Source organism: Vibrio sp. Vb1127 (genome assembly GCF_033338735.1).
GTDB classification, from domain to species: domain Bacteria; phylum Pseudomonadota; class Gammaproteobacteria; order Enterobacterales; family Vibrionaceae; genus Vibrio; species Vibrio alginolyticus.
In genome coordinates this window covers 649,280-665,046 of sequence record NZ_JAWOTF010000001.1, presented here as the reverse complement: position 1 = coordinate 665,046, position 15,767 = coordinate 649,280, and the positions used below count along the sequence as shown (strand labels likewise).

Below are 15,767 nucleotides of genomic sequence, written 5' to 3'. Positions count from 1 at the left end.
TCCTCTTGTGCATCTAAAGATGCCTTACACAGAATGATTTAATAGTATTGGAACATCTTTTGGATGTCTTGATAGTTTTTGGTTTGAGTAAGTGACAGCATCAGTAAGATACGTGCTTTTTGTGGGTTTAGTGTGCCTGAGGCAACAAAGCCGTATTTTTCGTCATCAATTTCAGCATCCGAAGTGGTTGAGCCGCTAGGCGTTCGGGAGCTTCTTACAACAACAACGCCATCTTTACTCGCTTTCTCTAGCTCATCAAACACAGTGTGGTACAAGTTACCATTACCGACACCAGCACTTACGATGCCGTCAAACTTCGCATCCACAAAGGCTTTCACCGGCAAACTGGAGGCATTTGCATAGTTATAAACAATACCGACCTTAGGCAACTTAGTAAGCTTTGATACATCGAATGGGGTTTCTGTCGTATGTTTACGTTCTGGGCTTCGTTGATATTTGGCATCGCTATTATGAATGTAGCCGATAGCACCAAAGTTGGGTGACTGGAAAGTGCTGACGGAGGTTGTATTGGTTTTTGTCACATCTCGCGCATCGAAAATCGTGTCATTCATTGCGACTAGCACGCCACGTCCTTCTGAATCTTCATCGGTGGCTGTTACGACTGCATTGTATAAGTTGACTGGTCCATCAGCACTCATTGCGGTGGAAGGACGCATTGCACCAACGATCACGACAGGCTTTTTGCTCTTGACGGTCAGATCAAGGAAGTAAGCGGTTTCCTCTAACGTATCCGTACCATGAGTAATGACGATGCCGTCAACATCATCTTGAGCGAGTAGCTCATTAACTCTTTTCGATAATTTTAGCCACACTTCATCATTCATATCTTGTGAACCGATACTGACCACTTGCTCTCCAGAAATATCGGCAATCTTGGTCATACTCGGCACCGCAGAAATCAATGATTCAACGCCGACTTTACCTGCTGTGTAGTTTGACTCTGTTGCAGATTGACCTGCGCCTGCTATGGTGCCGCCAGTGGCAAGAATTTTAATGTTCGGAAGATCGGATTGCGCAAAAGAGAACGAACTGATGCATAAACCGAGAGTTATCGTACTGAGGCGGAAAAGATTTTTCGTCATGGGAATCACCTGCTGTTAGGTTGGATGTTGGGGAACTCATCTATCCTAAAAACAGCGGGTTAGATTTTTTGAGTACTAGTTCAACAAATTGCAGATGAAGATCGTGATCAACTAATCACTTAAAGAATATCAAATCAACCAGTTAACCTAATTGACGTGCTTCTTTAACAAGTGAGATGTGCTAGTAACGTGCACAACGTGTTAAGCCCTATAATTTATTGATTTATAAATAAAGGCGGTAGGAGTCTCGTGATGAGGTTACTAAATATGAATTTAGCCGTGTAATTTTCCAAAGTTTACAGTGTAAAAAAAAGCGGCTTTACCCCGGAACAGATAAAAGCCGCTTGCCAATGATGTGTTAATTCACATCTTATCGCATAATCATTTGTTCACGACCAGGACCCACAGACACCATTTTTACTGGTACGCCCATGAGTTCCTCAATGCGTAGAACGTATTTCTGTGCTGCTACTGGAAGCTCTTCAAACTTACGACAACCTGTGATGTCCTCGCTCCAGCTTTCCATCTTCTCGTAGATTGGCGCAAGAGAGGCAGTTTGAGGCCAGATTGGGTTTTCGCTGTGGTCGCCTTCGTAGCCAACACAGATTTTCAGATCGTTAAGGCCAGTCAAACAGTCTACTTTCGTTAGTGCAATTTCAGTTGCGGCTTGCAGTTCAACGCCATTTTTCGTAGCGACTGCGTCGAAGTAGCCCATGTCGCGTGGACGACCCGTAGTTGCACCGAACTCGCCAGCAAGTTCGCGGAAAGCGTCTTGCTCTTCCATTGCAGTGATCAACGTACCAGTACCCACTGATGAGCTGAAGGCTTTTGCAACCGCAATAACGCGTTCAGGACGAAGTGCCGGAAGGCCACTACCGATACCCGCGTACATTGATACAACGTTAGAAGATGTTGTCCAAGGGTACTCACCGTAAACAAGGTCACGACCCGCGCCAAGCTGCGCTTCGAACAATAGAGTTTTGTCTTTCGCTTGTAGTTCTTTTAGAGGAAGCGTTACGTTGCAAATTGAATTGCGCCAAGGTGCAGAGACTTCTAGCAGCCAGTTCGCCAGTTCTTCAGCGGTTTGTTCAAACTCGAACGTCGGGTAAAGCGCACGCAGTTGCGGCAGTTTCCAATCCATCATGAATTGAAGGCGTTCAACCAATACTTCTGGTTGCTTCAACCAACCAACAAGGATGCCTTTCTTCATTACGCGGTCACCGTAAGCAGGTGCAATACCTTGACGAGTTGAACCGTATGCTTTGTCGCCTAAACGCTGTTCTTCTAGCGTATCTTCTAGTGCGTGTAGAGGTAGACACAGTGTTGCGCGATCAGAGATGCACATATTCACTTTTACGCCCGCTTCTTCAACTTCCGCAATCTCCTGAGACAGCAACGCAGGGCTGATAACCATACCCGGACCTAATACTGCCAAACAGTCTGGGTTGAAAACGCCACTTGGTAGCTGGTGCAGCTTGAACGTACCTAGGTCGTTAACCACGGTGTGACCCGCGTTGTTACCACCTTGGAAACGAATGCTCGCAGAAGCTTGCTCTGCCAAAAAGTCAACGATGCGGCCTTTGCCTTCATCACCCCAGTTTGCACCCACAACAACGATAGACGACATAATTTAATCTCCAAAAACAGATGCAAAAATCTTAAGGTGTTCGCCATAATAAGAGAAATTAATTATACTCATTAACTTGATAAGAATTTCATATCGGAATTGGCAATGTTAGATTTGAACTGGCTGCGAACCTTCGTAACTCTTGCAGAGGTAAAACACTTTGGTAAAACAGCGACGGAACTGCACATGACGCAGCCGAACGTAAGTTTGCATATCAAGCAGTTGGAGCAAGCCACGCGCACGAAATTGATTGAGCGAAATCCCGTGCAGTTGACGCAAGCGGGGAAGCGTTTGTTAGCTACGGCGCAGCGGATGCTTAATGAGCTGCAAATTTGTCAGTCGGATCTCAATGCCATCAACGATCTTACGCAGGGGACGCTTTCTATTGCGGCGAGCGATATTGTTTCACGTTTACTGCTTATCAAACCATTTCAGCAATTCAAAAGTGAATATCCGGGGATCGACTTGGCATTGTTCAATACCACATCTTCTCAAGCGGTGGATTTGGTGAAAAGTGCGCGTGCCGATATCGGCTTTGTTATCGCACAAAAAGAGAGTCAACCGCTGCATTTTACGCCTCTCACGCAAATTCACTGGTGTGCGTTTGGCGATAACATTTTTGAGTGGCAAGACAATCGAAAAGAGAGCCAGACGCTGATCCTGCTAGGGCACGATACTCGAACCCGAGAGCTGATTGATGCGTCTTTACCTGAACTAAATCTGCCTAAGCATCGCGTGATGGAAGTGGGCAGTGTGGAAGCACAAATCGACTGGGCGGAAGCGGGGTTTGGGACTGCTATTGTGCCGGATTTTTCGCTCGATCCGAGATTAAAGCTTTCTCGAGAAGTTACGCCTTTGCCAAGTTTTCCAAACACTGATTTCGGCTACATCGTGCGTCAAAATCAGGTGTTATCCAAAGCGGCAAAACAGTTGTTGGCTTGGGTTGGCGAGAATGTGTCGGTGGTTGAGGGCTAAGGCGATGAAAGAAAAGGCCATGAAAGAGACGAAGATTACGATTTCGCTCCCATCCTTGATTCACCGTATTGGGGGCGACCATGCCAAGCGAGCGAAAACACTCGCAGCAGAAAAACAGTGCGATCTTAAGCGAATTAGACGATCTCGTCATTGGCAAATCTCAGGCGAGGCTTTGGATGTAAAAGCGTTTTTAGAGCATCTCAAAAACGAAGAAGCAGAGACGATGCGATTTGCGATCAATAAGATCGAACAAGCTCTACTTGCTCACCAAGACAAATTGGAACCTTTGGACGTGAAGTTGATACGTTTGGTGAGACAAAACCCAAACATCACCCTAGCGGAGCTGATGGCTGAAACGAACTGCACGTTAGTTCAAGCTCGCACGGCACGATTTGATGCTGAGTTGCTTTAAGATCGGTTTGTGGTTTACTCACTTTATTAACAGATGTTAGGGTACCGATCAAAATCACTCACTAAGACCATTTTATTATGGATATTTGGCAGCTTCTCCTTTTTATTCCTGCTTGCTTCGCTCTAAATATGGCTCCAGGCCCAAACAATTTATTGGCAATGAATAATGCGCGTTGTTACGGCTTTAGGGCCGCGTTTACGGCCAGTTTAGGCAGAATTGCTGCTTTTTCAGCGATGATTGCGTTGTCTGCATCAGGTCTGGCTGTGATTTTGTATACGTCAGAAATGCTATTTTTGGCAATAAAGCTGGTAGGGGCGCTGTATCTACTGTGGATTGCGTTCAACCTTTGGCGTTCAGAGTCCAGCCCGATCTCTGACTTGGACAATTCGCGCAATTACGCAGGACTTGCGAAGCAAGAATTTACGCTTGCTGCTGGCAACCCGAAAGCGATTCTTATCTTTACTGCATTCTTGCCGCAATTTGTTGATGCCAATGCCAACGTTCAAGAGCAGTTTTTTGCCCTTGGCTCGACGTTTTTGATATTAGAAATGGTCGCCATTTCAATCTATGCCATCTTTGGTTTGTACTTGAGACACTGGTTTTCAAATCCAAAAATGGCGAAACGTTTCAATCGCGGATGTTCGTTGTTTTTAGCTGCATCAGGTGCGAATTTGCTTCTAAGTAAGCAATAACAAAACATCATCTCTGTAGATTATTTTTCTATAAAAAAAGCCGCTGATGTTACATTAGCGGCTCTTTTCGTTGATGTATCGATTAATTTATTGTTACCACATCAAATCGTCAGGCACGACGAAATCTGCGTATGGATCGTCTTCTGCTGGAATGTCCGATTCAGGTTCTTTTTGTTCGATGATGACGGACTCATCACGTTGAGCAATTTTATTCGCTACTCCACGTGGAATGACAACATAGCTTTCACCAAAAATTGCGATTGCCAAAATACCTTTGATCAACTGCTCGCGGATAAGTGAATCTACATAAAGTGATTTCACTAGCGTACCGTGAGTGAAGTTGTATTTGATGTCGCCATCTTTTAAGTCGATCTTGTTCATCTCAATCAATTGATTGATCTGCGCTTTGATCTCTTTATTTAATCGCTCAGCATTTTGTTGCTCGCTCAATTGTTTATCACGCTCTAACTGTTGGCGTTTATTCTCTTCAACCGCCGCTTTTACTTCGCGTGCTTGAACGCGTGATTTTTTAGAGCCTTTCTTCGCTTTCTTTAGTTTCTTTTCATTAACTAAGCCAGCTTTCAGCATTTGTTCTTGAAGGGTAAGTTTTGCCATGTTTTATCCAGTTAGTGCGCAATTTTGGGCATTTTACCCACTATTGCCACTTGTAGTAAATAATAGTGCTTCCTATGGGTCTAAAATGTTTGGTTGGCTTGTTATCTCTTTAAGGAAAGTGCAAAGCGGGCCTTCTCCAAAGCCCGCGAGCGTTACTGAAATCTAGGTGGGTTATGGCTGCCACTGTTTAGATGTGACGAGGTTATCCATCACTTTGTTTACCGCTTGATGCGCTTTGTCGACAATGGTGTCTATATCGTTACGATTCGCGATAAGCGGTGGAGCAAAACCGAGGATGTCACCATGTGGCATAGCGCGAGCGATTAAGCCTTGCTCTAAACAGGCCGCCGCGATTTGCGGGCCTACTTTCAAGTTTGGATCAAAGTGTGCTCGGCGAAGCTTGTCTGAAGAAAACTCCAACGCATGCAACAAGCCAACGCCACGAGTATCACCGACTAATGGATGATCGTTAAACGTCTCTGCCATACGTTGCTGCAAGTAAGCACCGACTTCAGCCGCGTTTTTTACCAAGCCTTCACGCTCAATGATATCGAGGTTGCAGTTTGCGGCTGCCGCTCCCATTGGGTGACCAGAGTAGGTATAACCGTGTCCGATAGCGCCCCATTGGTCGGTGCCGTTTTCTAGCACACTCCAAACTCGTTCACCGACGATCACGCCAGACAGCGGTTGATACGCTGAGGTTAACCCTTTCGCTACCGTGATGAGATCTGGTTTCATGTCGTAGTGGAGTGAGCCAAAATCGGAGCCGAGGCGACCAAAGCCACACACCACTTCATCCGCAATCAAGAGTACATCGTATTTGTCGAGTACTTTGCGAATCGCCTGCCAGTACCCTGCTGGTGGTGGCACAATACCGCCAGTACCGAGCACTGGTTCCGCAATCATTGCTGCTACCGTTTCTGGGCCTTCTTCCAAGATCATCGCTTCGAGTTGATCTGCGCAATATTGAGAGAATTCGAGCTCAGACATACTCTCGTCTTCACGGCGATAATAATATGGCGCGATGGTGTGTTTGATACGCTCAAGTGGTAAATCAAAATGGGCGTGGAACAGCGGCAAACCTGTCATTGAACCGGACGCGATACTTGAACCATGGTAGCCGCGGTCACGCGAAATGATTTTTTTCTTCTCTGGTAGACCACGAGCATTGTTGTAATACCACACCAACTTAAGTTGAGTTTCGTTCGCGTCGCTGCCTGACATGCCGTAGTAAACTCTGCTCATGCCTTCAGGCGCCATTTTGATGATGCGATCTGACAGTGTCACGAGCGCTTCGTTCGTATGACCGACGTACGTGTGGTAGTACGCCAGTTCTTTGGCTTGCTCATAAATCGCATCGGCCATTTCGGTCCTGCCATAGCCAATGTTTACACAATACAACCCGGCAAAGCCGTCTATCAGCTCGATGCCTTCTGAATCGGTGATGCGTATTCCGCTTCCGCTCGAGATAATTCTTCCCGGAAGCTCCCCGGCCGCATACTGCTTTAGGTGGGTTGAGGCATGAAATACTCTCTGACGATCGATCTCTAAAAGTTGTTGGGTTTTGTTACTCATGATCCTTCTCCTCGAATAATTGGATATCCATATTTCGTGTCTCAACTGCCACTGACGGTTGGTAAAGCGCCTAAGCAGCAGTATTTGATTTCGCTGTATTCTTCAAATCCGTGACGGCTTCCTTCTCGTCCAAGACCAGACTGTTTCACGCCGCCGAATGGGATAGGGTGCCCTGTCATTTTGACGGAGTTCACGCTCACCATGCCAAACTCCAAACCGCGCATGCAGTGCCAAATTTGGTGGATATCGTGACCATAAACATAGGCAGCTAAGCCGTATTCAGTGTCGTTGCTCATTTCAATCACGGTATCTAAGTCTTGGTAAGGCAATACGCCTGCCACAGGACAAAAATTCTCTTCGCGATACACCGCCATTTCAGGGGTTACATCGGCTAGCAATGTCGGCGCGAAGAAGTTTTCGCCTGGTACGGGCTGGTGGTATCCCGCTACCAATCGCGCGCCTTTGTCGAGCGCGTCACGCACCAAATCATGCGCTTTATCCACCGCAGTGCGATTAATAAGTGGTCCCATGGTGGTTTTTTCGTCTAAGCCATTGCCCAAAACGATGTGGCTCATTTCTTTGGCAAACGCTTCCAAAAACGCTTCGTACTTATCGTCAGGGACGAAAATACGGTTTGCGGCCAAGCAGTCTTGTCCTGCGGTTTGAAACTTCGCATCCACGGCGGCTTTGGCTGCTTGCTCGACATCCATATCTGGCAGCACGATGAAAGGGGCGTTACCACCGAGCTCCATACTGCACTTCTTCACGGTTTGTGCCGCGTCGCGTAGCAATAGTTTGCCCACTCGAGTTGAGCCTGTGAACGAGAGTGCTTTGACTTTATCGGAGTGGCACAAGGTTTGTGACACCATCACCGCATCGCCAGTGATCACGTTAAATACACCAGGTGGAAAGCCAGCTCGGTCTGCTAACTCTGCCAACGCTAACGCAGAAAAAGGCGTTTCACTGGCGGGCTTAATGATCACCGGACAGCCTATTGCTAGTGCGGCAGCGGCTTTGCGTGTGATCATGGCATTAGGAAAGTTCCAAGGCGTAATCAGTGCTGCGACACCAATTGGCTCGCGCACCGTTGATAGCTGCGCATTCGGAATATGACTTGGGATGGTTTCGCCATAACAGCGGCGTGCTTCTTCGGCAAACCAACGAACAAAGGATGCGCCGTAGTCAATCTCACCTACAGCATCACCTAGTGTTTTTCCTTGCTCCATCACCATCAAATGAGCAAGATCTTGCTTTGATTCTAGAATCAGGTCGTGCCAACGCATGAGAATTTCAGCGCGCTCTTCTGCTTGCATTTTTCGCCATTGACGAAAGGCTTGGTCGGCTTCATCAATCGCTTGATAGAGTTGTTGCTGAGATAGCTTAGTGATGTAACCGATGACCGTGCCATCTGCTGGATTATCCACCGGATGAAATTGATCACCACTTACCCATTTGCCATTCACGTACGCTAAACCTCTCACCAAACGTACGTCTTTCATTATCGCCATCATGTCGTGTGAGGCTTTTAATTCTTCAGTGTGTAAGCTGTGCAGTGCTGCCATGAGTCCTTCTCCCAGCATCGTTGTCCATAATGAAACTGTAATGGAGAAGTGACCGAAATAATTTCTGATACCGAGGTTTAAAACGTCAGAACTTTCTTTTTAGTGCCGTTAAATATGGTGTTTTTTCTGTTCACGCCTGATGCACATTTTCCCTTTTATAACAAAGCGTTTTGGTTTACTTCGAATGTGCCCGCATCACGTTTGATTGTTTTTGTCACAATGTAAGTAAAGTAGCGCTCAATGCCCACATCTGAGTCTAACCAGTTGTCGATAAGCCGCTGATATTGGTCGATATCTTCTGACTGAATTTTAAGGATGTAATCGACACCACCGCCCGTGGCATAGCAATCAGTGACTTCTGGTGAATGTTGAACCAGTTGCTCGAAGCGTTTGAACGCTTGGGCGTTGTGTTCTTTGAGCGTAACTTCAACCATAACTGACGTTCGTTTGAACAAAATATCGGTATTTACTTTTGCTCCGTAACCTTCAATGATGCCTGCTTCTTCCAGTTTTTTGACGCGCTCCCAGCAAGGGCTCACGGATAGGTTGATGGCCTCGGCAAGGTGAGATTTGGTGATACGACCATTATCATGAAGTATTTGTAGAATTTTTACGTCGTAGCGATCGAGGCGCATAATGAGTCTCCCTGTAGAATACTAATCATTTCATGAAAGGCTGATGACTGGTCGCTGTTATAAGGTGCTTTCCAGTTTGCTTCTGGTATGCCATTTGTTTTGATTTCTTTAGTTGGCTTTTCAATCAGCCTATCTCGCCGCAGTCTTCGGCTATAACTGCGATAGTGTCACCGATATTCACCATAGCAGGAAAACGACGCGCCGCGAAAATACCATTGCGCTGTGACTTGTACTCAACGGGGGCGGTACCTGTGCGCTCGGTCGAGAAGATTCTCACTAATACATCTCCCTTTTTGACGGTATCGCCAAGATCAAATAAGTATTCTGTGATGCCCTGGTGCTGGCTTTGCACATAACAACTTGCATCAGGCATATCTAATAACTTAGTTGGTTGGGTTGGTTGTTCGTAGTCACCGGGCAAGTTGCCTGAGAAGCGCAAGAAGTTGCGAATGCCACGGTCGGAATAAGCGATGGTTTCTGGAGTGCTGGTTCCGCCTCCTCTGAGTTCGGTGGTAACAAAGATTTTTCCCTGAGACTCCACGGCAGTGTCATACAGGCTAGTGGCGTCCATTTCGAGCAAGATCATGGTGTAAGGTGCGCCAAACAGTTTTGCACCTAATATGCAGGCTTCTTCTTGATCGAGATTGTCGAGACGATGGGCAGCGGCGAACGGCACGATATCTAACGTTTTACCACCTGAGTGAATGTCTAACGCAAAATCGCACTTAGGAACTAGGTAACGAGTAAAATAATCCGCAATTTTCTCGGTCACTGTGCCTATGGGGTTGCCGGGAAAGCTGCGATTTAAATTCCCCTTATCGATAAACGACGTACGTGAGGCATTTTGTACCGCAGGTAAGTTCATCATGGGTACAATAATGACACGACCTTGGATTTGATCTGCCTGAAGCGAGTTCGTCAATTTTAGCAGGCTGGTGATGCCTTCGTATTCGTCTCCGTGATTACCGCCAGTAAGCAGTGCGGTTGGTCCGTGACCATTTTTGATCACGGTGATAGGTATCATAATACTGCCCCAAGCGGAGTCGTCATGTGAATAGGGCAGCGTTAAAAAGCCGTGCTGTACACCTTCTCGGTCAAAGTCTATAGTGGCTGTGATCGAGCTTTTTTGCATATCAAGTCCTTTTCGTTCTCAGACCTAGCTCAACAGAGCTTGAGGTTTGAAAAATTAGTGTTTAACAAATAAGTGGCGTGGAAAGTCACACAGCGTTTTTGCTCCATCATGGGTAATGACGATACTTTCCGTTGTTTCTAACCCCCAATCTTTGAACCACAGCCCCGGCATAAAATGGAATGTCATGCCTTCTCTCAAGATGGTTTTATCGGTGTCTCGCAAACTCATGGTTCGTTCCCCCCAATCTGGCGGGTAGCTCAAACCTATTGGATAGCCACAACGGGCGCCTTCGCGTGAGAATCCCGCTTTATCGAGAACCTGGTTTAGTGCATTGGCGATGTCGGCGCAGGTATTTCCGGGCTTTGCCACTTTTAGGCCTGCTTCAAGTCCTAAAGTTAGGGCTTCGTCGGCTCGTTTGAACTTGTCGTCAGGCTCGCCAAGAAAAATAGTGCGTGAGAGTGGGCAATGGTAACGGCGGTGCGCCCCTGCGATTTCAAAAAACGTCCCTTCACCTTTCTTGAAGGGTCTGTCATCCCAAGTCAGGTGAGGTGCGGAAGCATCAGAACCTGATGGCAAAAGCGGCACAATCGCGGTGTAATCGCCAAAGTGGTCTTCATGCCCGAGCACGGCTTGGCGGTTAATCTCGGCAACAAGGTGGTGTTTCGGTAATCCTGGTTCAATCATGTCGAACGCGACGCGGTGCATATTTTCAACAATGCGAGCGGCACGGTACATGTACGCCAGTTCTTGATCGGATTTAACGGCGCGGCACCAGTTGACTAGTCCAGTTGCATCGAGAAGTTGAGCATTCGGTAGGTGCGTAGTGAGTGATTCGTAAGCGGTGGCGCTAAAGTAATAGTTATCTTTTTCTACACCGATGCGACCACGATCCCAAAGGCGCGGAGCCAGTACGGCTTCGACCAGGAAATCCATCGGGTGTAACGGCGGGTTCATTACATAATGGTCTGGATAGTAGGTAATGTTTTCTGCCGACATATACGCAGTCCTGTATGCTCCGTTGGCATCTTGGCAGCGTCCAAACCAAACAGGTTCATCAGATGGACCAACAACGACACATTGTGGCACGTAAAAAGACCACCCATCATAGCCTGTCAGCCACGCCATGTTAGAAGGGTCATGAATGATAAGGACATCCAATTCTCTTTCTTCCATCGATTGCCGAACTTTCGTTAACCGATCCTGGAACTCATCCAGTGTAAAATGCAAAGCAACGCCTCTCATATTTTCTCCTTGTTAGAAATCCGACGCCTTATGGGCCTTCGGAGACGCTGAGGTATTTCTACCTTCTACCAGCTAGCCAGATCTGCGTTAAAAATGATTGCAATTTACCTCTGGGGTTGTATTTGGATTGAACGATGCTGTTTAACATGTTTGTTTAACCCATACATTTCATGTCAATCATTACAATTGTGGTTTATTTTTGTGCATTTCACCTCATTTTGTGAGTTAAAGTTCGCTGTTTGTTAAATGGAAGTTACAATGAGCGTTAAAAATGAATCAATTAAAATATTGTGTCATGACAATTTCTTTGAACCCGATCATTCGGCCAGGCACCGCTAAATACATCTCCATTGGTAACTATCTTGTCGAATGTGTCCGCAGTGGTTATCTAAAACCGGGGACTCGATTACCCACACATCGTGAGTTTGCAGAGCAAATTGGCGTCAGCGTACAAACGGTGAGCCATGCATATGGTTATGCAGAGAAAAAAGGGGCGATCGAGTCTTGGGTTGGGAATGGTACTTTTGTCAAATCAGGTTTTGTGGATGAAAGTACGGACACGGAGTTCATGCTGACACAAGAGATGAAAGAAACGCCGGATGAAATTGATATGTCGATTGCACATCCAGTGGTGACCGATCGCCACATTACGCTTTTTAATCAGGCGTTAATGGAGATTGCTGGGCAAACAAACAATCGTGGTTTGATCAGTAAAGCAAAGCCGGTAACAGGTCAGCCTCATCATATTGAGTCAGGAGCACGATTTCTAAGTAGCCAAGGGCTGGATGTGGGTGCCGATCAAATATTACTCACAAATGGTGCATGCCATGGTTTAACGTTGGCTTTAAGCACAGTTGTTGAACACGGTGATTTAGTTGCTTGTGGTCACTTGGTTGATCATGGCTTGATCTCTCGCTCGAGAATGCTTGGATTTAAGTTGCAACCACTTGAAATGGATGAGTTTGGTATAACGCCGGATGCATTTGAATGGGCATGTAAACACAAACCAATCAAGGTATTGTGTTGCACACCGAGCATGGCTAATCCGACTAGTGCGCATATGGATGTTGCACGCCGAGAGGCGATAGCGAATATTGCGCAGCAATACGACATCTATGTAATTGAAGATGACGTGTATGGAGCACTAGAACCTAACCGTGTCCCACCCCTTGCCACATTGTTACCCGAACAAGCTTTCTATGTCACCAGTTTAACCAAAGTTGTAGCGCCAGGCATGCGCACTGGCTATCTGACGGTCCCACGTCATTTTTTGCAGCACGCGATTGGTCGTTTAGCGGCAACGAGTTGGTCCGCGACTCCATTACCATTTGAAGTCGCTCATTTGTGGATCGAGAACGGTACGTTAAATCGACTTATTCGCTTTCAAGTCAATGAGTTTGCTAAGCGACAGCGAATAGCAAAAGCCGCTTTAGAAGGGCATGTTTATAGCTCGCACCCGAATGGACAGCACATTTGGTTGAGACTACCCGAGCAGTGGAATAGCGATGACCTGGTTGCTTCGGCTAAGCGTTCAGGGGTGCAGATTACGGGATATAAACCGTTTGTTCTCGATACTAATCAGCCAATGCCTTACGTGCGAATCAGCTTGGGAGCAGAAACAAACCGAGGCTACATCAAACACGGGTTATCTGTGATTGCTGAAATTCTCGATACCAACCCTCCCACCTCACACTTTTTGGTCTGAACGATAGGTTATCTATGCTTTTATCTGATGGGCTTAAACGTTTGTAACTGAGTTTTTTCTTGTCGCCATTGTCTCGGCGATTTCCCCGTCCAACGGCGAAAGTGGCGGCTGAAGACCGCAGTTTCTGCATAGCCCAGTTGCAACGCGATATCGGTAATACTCTGAATATTCTCATGCAATCGCTGTTCGGCGAAATCCTGACGCACTTGTTGTAAAAGCTGCCGATAATTTGTGCCCTGTTGTTTCAGCTTGTTTTGCAGCATTCTCGGATGCAGGTCCAATGCTCTTGCAACGCGCTCAACGCTGCATTCTCCGGTTGAGAGCAGACGGCCAATCATGTTTGCTGCTTGGTCACTGAGATTGTTGGGGTAACGGGTTTGCAGCTCTTTGAGGTGCTGTTGAAAATGGCGCTCTAGTGCGTCTTCATCTTGGTGGTTCTTAGCGTTAAGCAGAGTTGCTTTAAGTAGGATACCGTCAAACTTATCACCGAAACGCAGTTTGCTCTTCTGGGCAAATTCGCTCTGTTCTGCCTCGAAGCTCGCGTGTTGGGTGAGGTGTAAAGAGAAGTGGCTCGCTTCAATATCAAGCAGGCTCGCAACAAACATGGCTAAGTGCGACACACTGAGCTGCATCAGCTGCGCGATACCTCGTTCGCTGTGCACATCAATATTGAGCGACAACCGTACCCAATCATCTTGTGGCGTCATGTTGAGAGTGACCCCTGACGAATGCAGATAGAGAAAATCATTCACCCGCGCCAAGGCTTCACCGACCGTTTGCGCCCGGGAAACCAACATCGGCAAATCGCCTAAACTTTGCAGGTTTTGGCGCTCGGCGAGTAACGCACCAAACAACTGTTGCTTACAACGAGCAGCCGCTTCTTCCAGTAATTCAGCCAACCTAGGGTAGGCGAGATAGATATCGGGATCGCGAAACTGCGCGGCAGACAGGCCAACATCGGCCATTATCTCTTGCGGATTCTGCCCCAGTTCGGAAACCAAGCTATCAAATTTATCGGCAGCGCCACTTCGTACGATATACATGTCTCGATTTTAAAATGTTAATAGATTGTAAATCGCAATGTATCAAATTTACTTCGCAAAAGGTCAAGTGAGTGTCAGTGAGTTGATCTAGGTTACATTTTGATAACAACAACGCATGGATGAGAAGGTGTATGGAACTTATCAATAAAACGGCCATTGTGACTGGGGCAGCTGGTGGAATTGGCCAAGCCATCATTGCAAAGCTGAGAGAGCAAGGAGCCAAAGTGCTTGCTGTCGATATTTCAGAACAATCACTGCAAATGTACACAAGTTTTGACCCAAAGCAGTTGGGAACCTTTGTCGCGGACGTCACCGATTACCAACAAGTTGAAGCTATGGTGAAGTGCGCGGTTGAACAGTTTGGCTCGCTTGACATCATGGTCAACAACGCGGGCATCGGTGCACCGAAACCTCTGCTTGACCACGACCCAATTGCCGATTTTGAGCCGATCTCTAAGGTCAACCAAAATGGCGTTTACTACGGCATTCTTGCCTCTGGAAGACAATTCCAAGCGCAAGGCACGCCGGGCGTGATCCTCAATACTTCTTCTGTTTACGCACGAATGGCGTCTGAGATGACCTTTACCTACAACGTCAGTAAAGCCGCAGTCGATATGATGACCAAATGCGCCGCATTAGAACTCGCACCATTGGGTATTCGTGTTTGCGCTGTCGCTCCGGGACGCGTTGATACTCCGATGTTAAGGCAATACGAAGAGATTGGCCTGTGGGACCACATCCGCAAAGAACAGATGCGTCAAAACTTCACACAACCAGAAGAGATTGCTGATGTGGTGGCGTTTCTGGTCAGCGAGAAAGCCAACTGTATCAACGGTTGTACCATCAGCGCATCTGACGGTTTCGAGAATTTTAAGTACCCACTTATGGGATAGGTGAGTACGCCACATTACAGCAATAGCGAGGATGTAAGTTATGTCATTACCAGAAGTTATTCAGCACCAAGATTTCTTATTAACTCTTAATACCAATGAGGAGTCGCTCATCAAAGACGCTCTACCGGGTGTGGATGTTTACCCGTTGTTTCTTGACCCAGAAAACGGGACTTGGGTGATTCGCGCCAAATTCAAACCGGGCGTGACTTTACCTAAGCACTTCCATACTGGTGTGGTGCATTTCTATACACTGAGTGGCGCTTGGCACTACATTGAATACCCAGACCAAGTCCAAACCGCTGGTAGTTATTTGTATGAGCCAGGTGGTTCGATTCATACCTTTCACTGTCCAGAAGAGTCGGGTGGTGCTGATGGCTTTATGGTGATCCAAGGTGCGAACATTAACTTTGACGAAGAGGGTAACTTCATCAACATTATGGATGCAGGTTGGATTGAGCAAGTGGTGGTTGCCGCTGCCAAAACGCAAGGCTTCACTGCGCGCTATATCAAACCGGGTGCGATTGCTGCCCTGAGTGATGATCTTGCGGAGTAACCC

At 46.9% G+C, this 15,767-nt stretch carries 15 protein-coding genes; 6 read left to right on the top strand and 9 right to left on the bottom strand.

Annotation, left to right across the window (positions count from 1 at the left end; genetic code table 11):
- Window positions 1-38 precede the first annotated feature (38 nt).
- Both ansB and R7H07_RS02870 read right to left on the bottom strand, forming a co-directional pair.
- On the bottom strand, window positions 39-1,103 hold the full coding sequence (gene ansB, locus R7H07_RS02875; protein WP_206958721.1) for an L-asparaginase 2: 1,065 nt from the start codon (window positions 1,101-1,103) through the stop codon (window positions 39-41).
- A gap of 370 nt (window positions 1,104-1,473) precedes the next feature.
- Entirely contained in the window at window positions 1,474-2,730 is a 1,257-nt protein-coding gene (locus tag R7H07_RS02870) for an adenylosuccinate synthase (RefSeq protein WP_054574549.1), read from the bottom strand.
- Between the two features lie 105 nt (window positions 2,731-2,835).
- On the opposite strand from R7H07_RS02870, the gene R7H07_RS02865 reads away from it, so the two are divergent.
- The 3 genes from R7H07_RS02865 to R7H07_RS02855 all read left to right on the top strand — a co-directional run bounded on the left by R7H07_RS02865 (window position 2,836) and on the right by R7H07_RS02855 (window position 4,809).
- Entirely contained in the window at window positions 2,836-3,705 is an 870-nt protein-coding gene (locus R7H07_RS02865; protein ID WP_005373812.1) for a LysR family transcriptional regulator, read from the top strand.
- A 19-nt stretch (window positions 3,706-3,724) separates the two neighbouring features.
- A complete protein-coding gene (locus R7H07_RS02860; RefSeq protein WP_017819813.1) occupies window positions 3,725-4,117 on the top strand; it encodes a ribosome recycling factor family protein in 393 nt (130 codons plus the stop codon).
- 77 nt (window positions 4,118-4,194) lie between these two features.
- Window positions 4,195-4,809, top strand: a complete 615-nt coding sequence (locus R7H07_RS02855; protein ID WP_017633575.1) for a LysE family translocator — start codon at window positions 4,195-4,197, stop codon at window positions 4,807-4,809.
- Between the two features lie 93 nt (window positions 4,810-4,902).
- On the opposite strand, the gene R7H07_RS02850 is transcribed toward R7H07_RS02855, so the two are convergent.
- The 6 genes from R7H07_RS02850 to doeA all read right to left on the bottom strand — a co-directional run bounded on the left by R7H07_RS02850 (window position 4,903) and on the right by doeA (window position 11,570).
- The gene (locus R7H07_RS02850) at window positions 4,903-5,424 is read right to left on the bottom strand and encodes a DUF2058 domain-containing protein (RefSeq protein WP_033906326.1); all 522 of its coding nucleotides are present in this window, start codon (window positions 5,422-5,424) and stop codon (window positions 4,903-4,905) included.
- Window positions 5,425-5,595: 171 nt separating this feature from the next.
- The gene (locus tag R7H07_RS02845) at window positions 5,596-6,999 is read right to left on the bottom strand and encodes an aspartate aminotransferase family protein (protein WP_054729349.1); all 1,404 of its coding nucleotides are present in this window, start codon (window positions 6,997-6,999) and stop codon (window positions 5,596-5,598) included.
- Between the two features lie 41 nt (window positions 7,000-7,040).
- Window positions 7,041-8,561 carry an NAD-dependent succinate-semialdehyde dehydrogenase gene (locus R7H07_RS02840; RefSeq protein ID WP_031781093.1) on the bottom strand — a complete coding sequence of 507 codons (1,521 nt, stop codon included), beginning with the start codon at window positions 8,559-8,561 and terminating at the stop codon, window positions 7,041-7,043.
- A gap of 155 nt (window positions 8,562-8,716) precedes the next feature.
- Window positions 8,717-9,196, bottom strand: a complete 480-nt coding sequence (locus R7H07_RS02835; protein WP_005373784.1) for an Lrp/AsnC family transcriptional regulator — start codon at window positions 9,194-9,196, stop codon at window positions 8,717-8,719.
- A 124-nt stretch (window positions 9,197-9,320) separates the two neighbouring features.
- A complete protein-coding gene (gene doeB / locus R7H07_RS02830; RefSeq protein ID WP_054729346.1) occupies window positions 9,321-10,328 on the bottom strand; it encodes a N(2)-acetyl-L-2,4-diaminobutanoate deacetylase DoeB in 1,008 nt (335 codons plus the stop codon).
- A gap of 54 nt (window positions 10,329-10,382) precedes the next feature.
- On the bottom strand, window positions 10,383-11,570 hold the full coding sequence (doeA, locus tag R7H07_RS02825) for an ectoine hydrolase DoeA (protein ID WP_005373780.1): 1,188 nt from the start codon (window positions 11,568-11,570) through the stop codon (window positions 10,383-10,385).
- Window positions 11,571-11,841: 271 nt separating this feature from the next.
- On the opposite strand from doeA, the gene R7H07_RS02820 reads away from it, so the two are divergent.
- Complete coding sequence (locus tag R7H07_RS02820) at window positions 11,842-13,275, top strand: PLP-dependent aminotransferase family protein (protein ID WP_158155766.1); 1,434 nt, start codon at window positions 11,842-11,844, stop codon at window positions 13,273-13,275.
- A 20-nt stretch (window positions 13,276-13,295) separates the two neighbouring features.
- Here the strand turns inward: R7H07_RS02820 and R7H07_RS02815 are convergent, their stop codons facing one another.
- Window positions 13,296-14,318 (bottom strand): helix-turn-helix domain-containing protein, encoded by a 1,023-nt coding sequence (locus tag R7H07_RS02815; protein WP_206958723.1) that lies wholly within the window; start codon window positions 14,316-14,318, stop codon window positions 13,296-13,298.
- A gap of 131 nt (window positions 14,319-14,449) precedes the next feature.
- On the opposite strand from R7H07_RS02815, the gene R7H07_RS02810 reads away from it, so the two are divergent.
- Together R7H07_RS02810 and R7H07_RS02805 are read left to right on the top strand one after the other, a co-directional pair.
- Window positions 14,450-15,211 (top strand): SDR family NAD(P)-dependent oxidoreductase, encoded by a 762-nt coding sequence (locus R7H07_RS02810; protein ID WP_064354539.1) that lies wholly within the window; start codon window positions 14,450-14,452, stop codon window positions 15,209-15,211.
- A 40-nt stretch (window positions 15,212-15,251) separates the two neighbouring features.
- Window positions 15,252-15,764 (top strand): 2,4'-dihydroxyacetophenone dioxygenase family protein, encoded by a 513-nt coding sequence (locus tag R7H07_RS02805; protein ID WP_206958725.1) that lies wholly within the window; start codon window positions 15,252-15,254, stop codon window positions 15,762-15,764.
- Window positions 15,765-15,767: the final 3 nt, after the last annotated feature.

What these genes read in the sequence shown, in the direction of transcription:
- R7H07_RS02860 (WP_017819813.1), top strand. Translation starts at nt 3,725, where the DNA reads ATGAAAGAGACGAAGATTACGATTTCGCTCCCATCCTTGATTCACCGT.
- R7H07_RS02855 (WP_017633575.1), top strand. Translation starts at nt 4,195, where the DNA reads ATGGATATTTGGCAGCTTCTCCTTTTTATTCCTGCTTGCTTCGCTCTA.
- R7H07_RS02845 (WP_054729349.1), bottom strand. Translation starts at nt 6,999, where the DNA reads ATGAGTAACAAAACCCAACAACTTTTAGAGATCGATCGTCAGAGAGTA.
- R7H07_RS02840 (WP_031781093.1), bottom strand. Translation starts at nt 8,561, where the DNA reads ATGGCAGCACTGCACAGCTTACACACTGAAGAATTAAAAGCCTCACAC.
- R7H07_RS02815 (WP_206958723.1), bottom strand. Translation starts at nt 14,318, where the DNA reads ATGTATATCGTACGAAGTGGCGCTGCCGATAAATTTGATAGCTTGGTT.
- doeA (WP_005373780.1), bottom strand. Translation starts at nt 11,570, where the DNA reads ATGAGAGGCGTTGCTTTGCATTTTACACTGGATGAGTTCCAGGATCGG.
- R7H07_RS02805 (WP_206958725.1), top strand. Translation starts at nt 15,252, where the DNA reads ATGTCATTACCAGAAGTTATTCAGCACCAAGATTTCTTATTAACTCTT.
- R7H07_RS02870 (WP_054574549.1), bottom strand. Translation starts at nt 2,730, where the DNA reads ATGTCGTCTATCGTTGTTGTGGGTGCAAACTGGGGTGATGAAGGCAAA.
- R7H07_RS02810 (WP_064354539.1), top strand. Translation starts at nt 14,450, where the DNA reads ATGGAACTTATCAATAAAACGGCCATTGTGACTGGGGCAGCTGGTGGA.
- R7H07_RS02865 (WP_005373812.1), top strand. Translation starts at nt 2,836, where the DNA reads ATGTTAGATTTGAACTGGCTGCGAACCTTCGTAACTCTTGCAGAGGTA.
- R7H07_RS02835 (WP_005373784.1), bottom strand. Translation starts at nt 9,196, where the DNA reads ATGCGCCTCGATCGCTACGACGTAAAAATTCTACAAATACTTCATGAT.
- ansB (WP_206958721.1), bottom strand. Translation starts at nt 1,103, where the DNA reads ATGACGAAAAATCTTTTCCGCCTCAGTACGATAACTCTCGGTTTATGC.
- R7H07_RS02820 (WP_158155766.1), top strand. Translation starts at nt 11,842, where the DNA reads ATGAATCAATTAAAATATTGTGTCATGACAATTTCTTTGAACCCGATC.
- doeB (WP_054729346.1), bottom strand. Translation starts at nt 10,328, where the DNA reads ATGCAAAAAAGCTCGATCACAGCCACTATAGACTTTGACCGAGAAGGT.
- R7H07_RS02850 (WP_033906326.1), bottom strand. Translation starts at nt 5,424, where the DNA reads ATGGCAAAACTTACCCTTCAAGAACAAATGCTGAAAGCTGGCTTAGTT.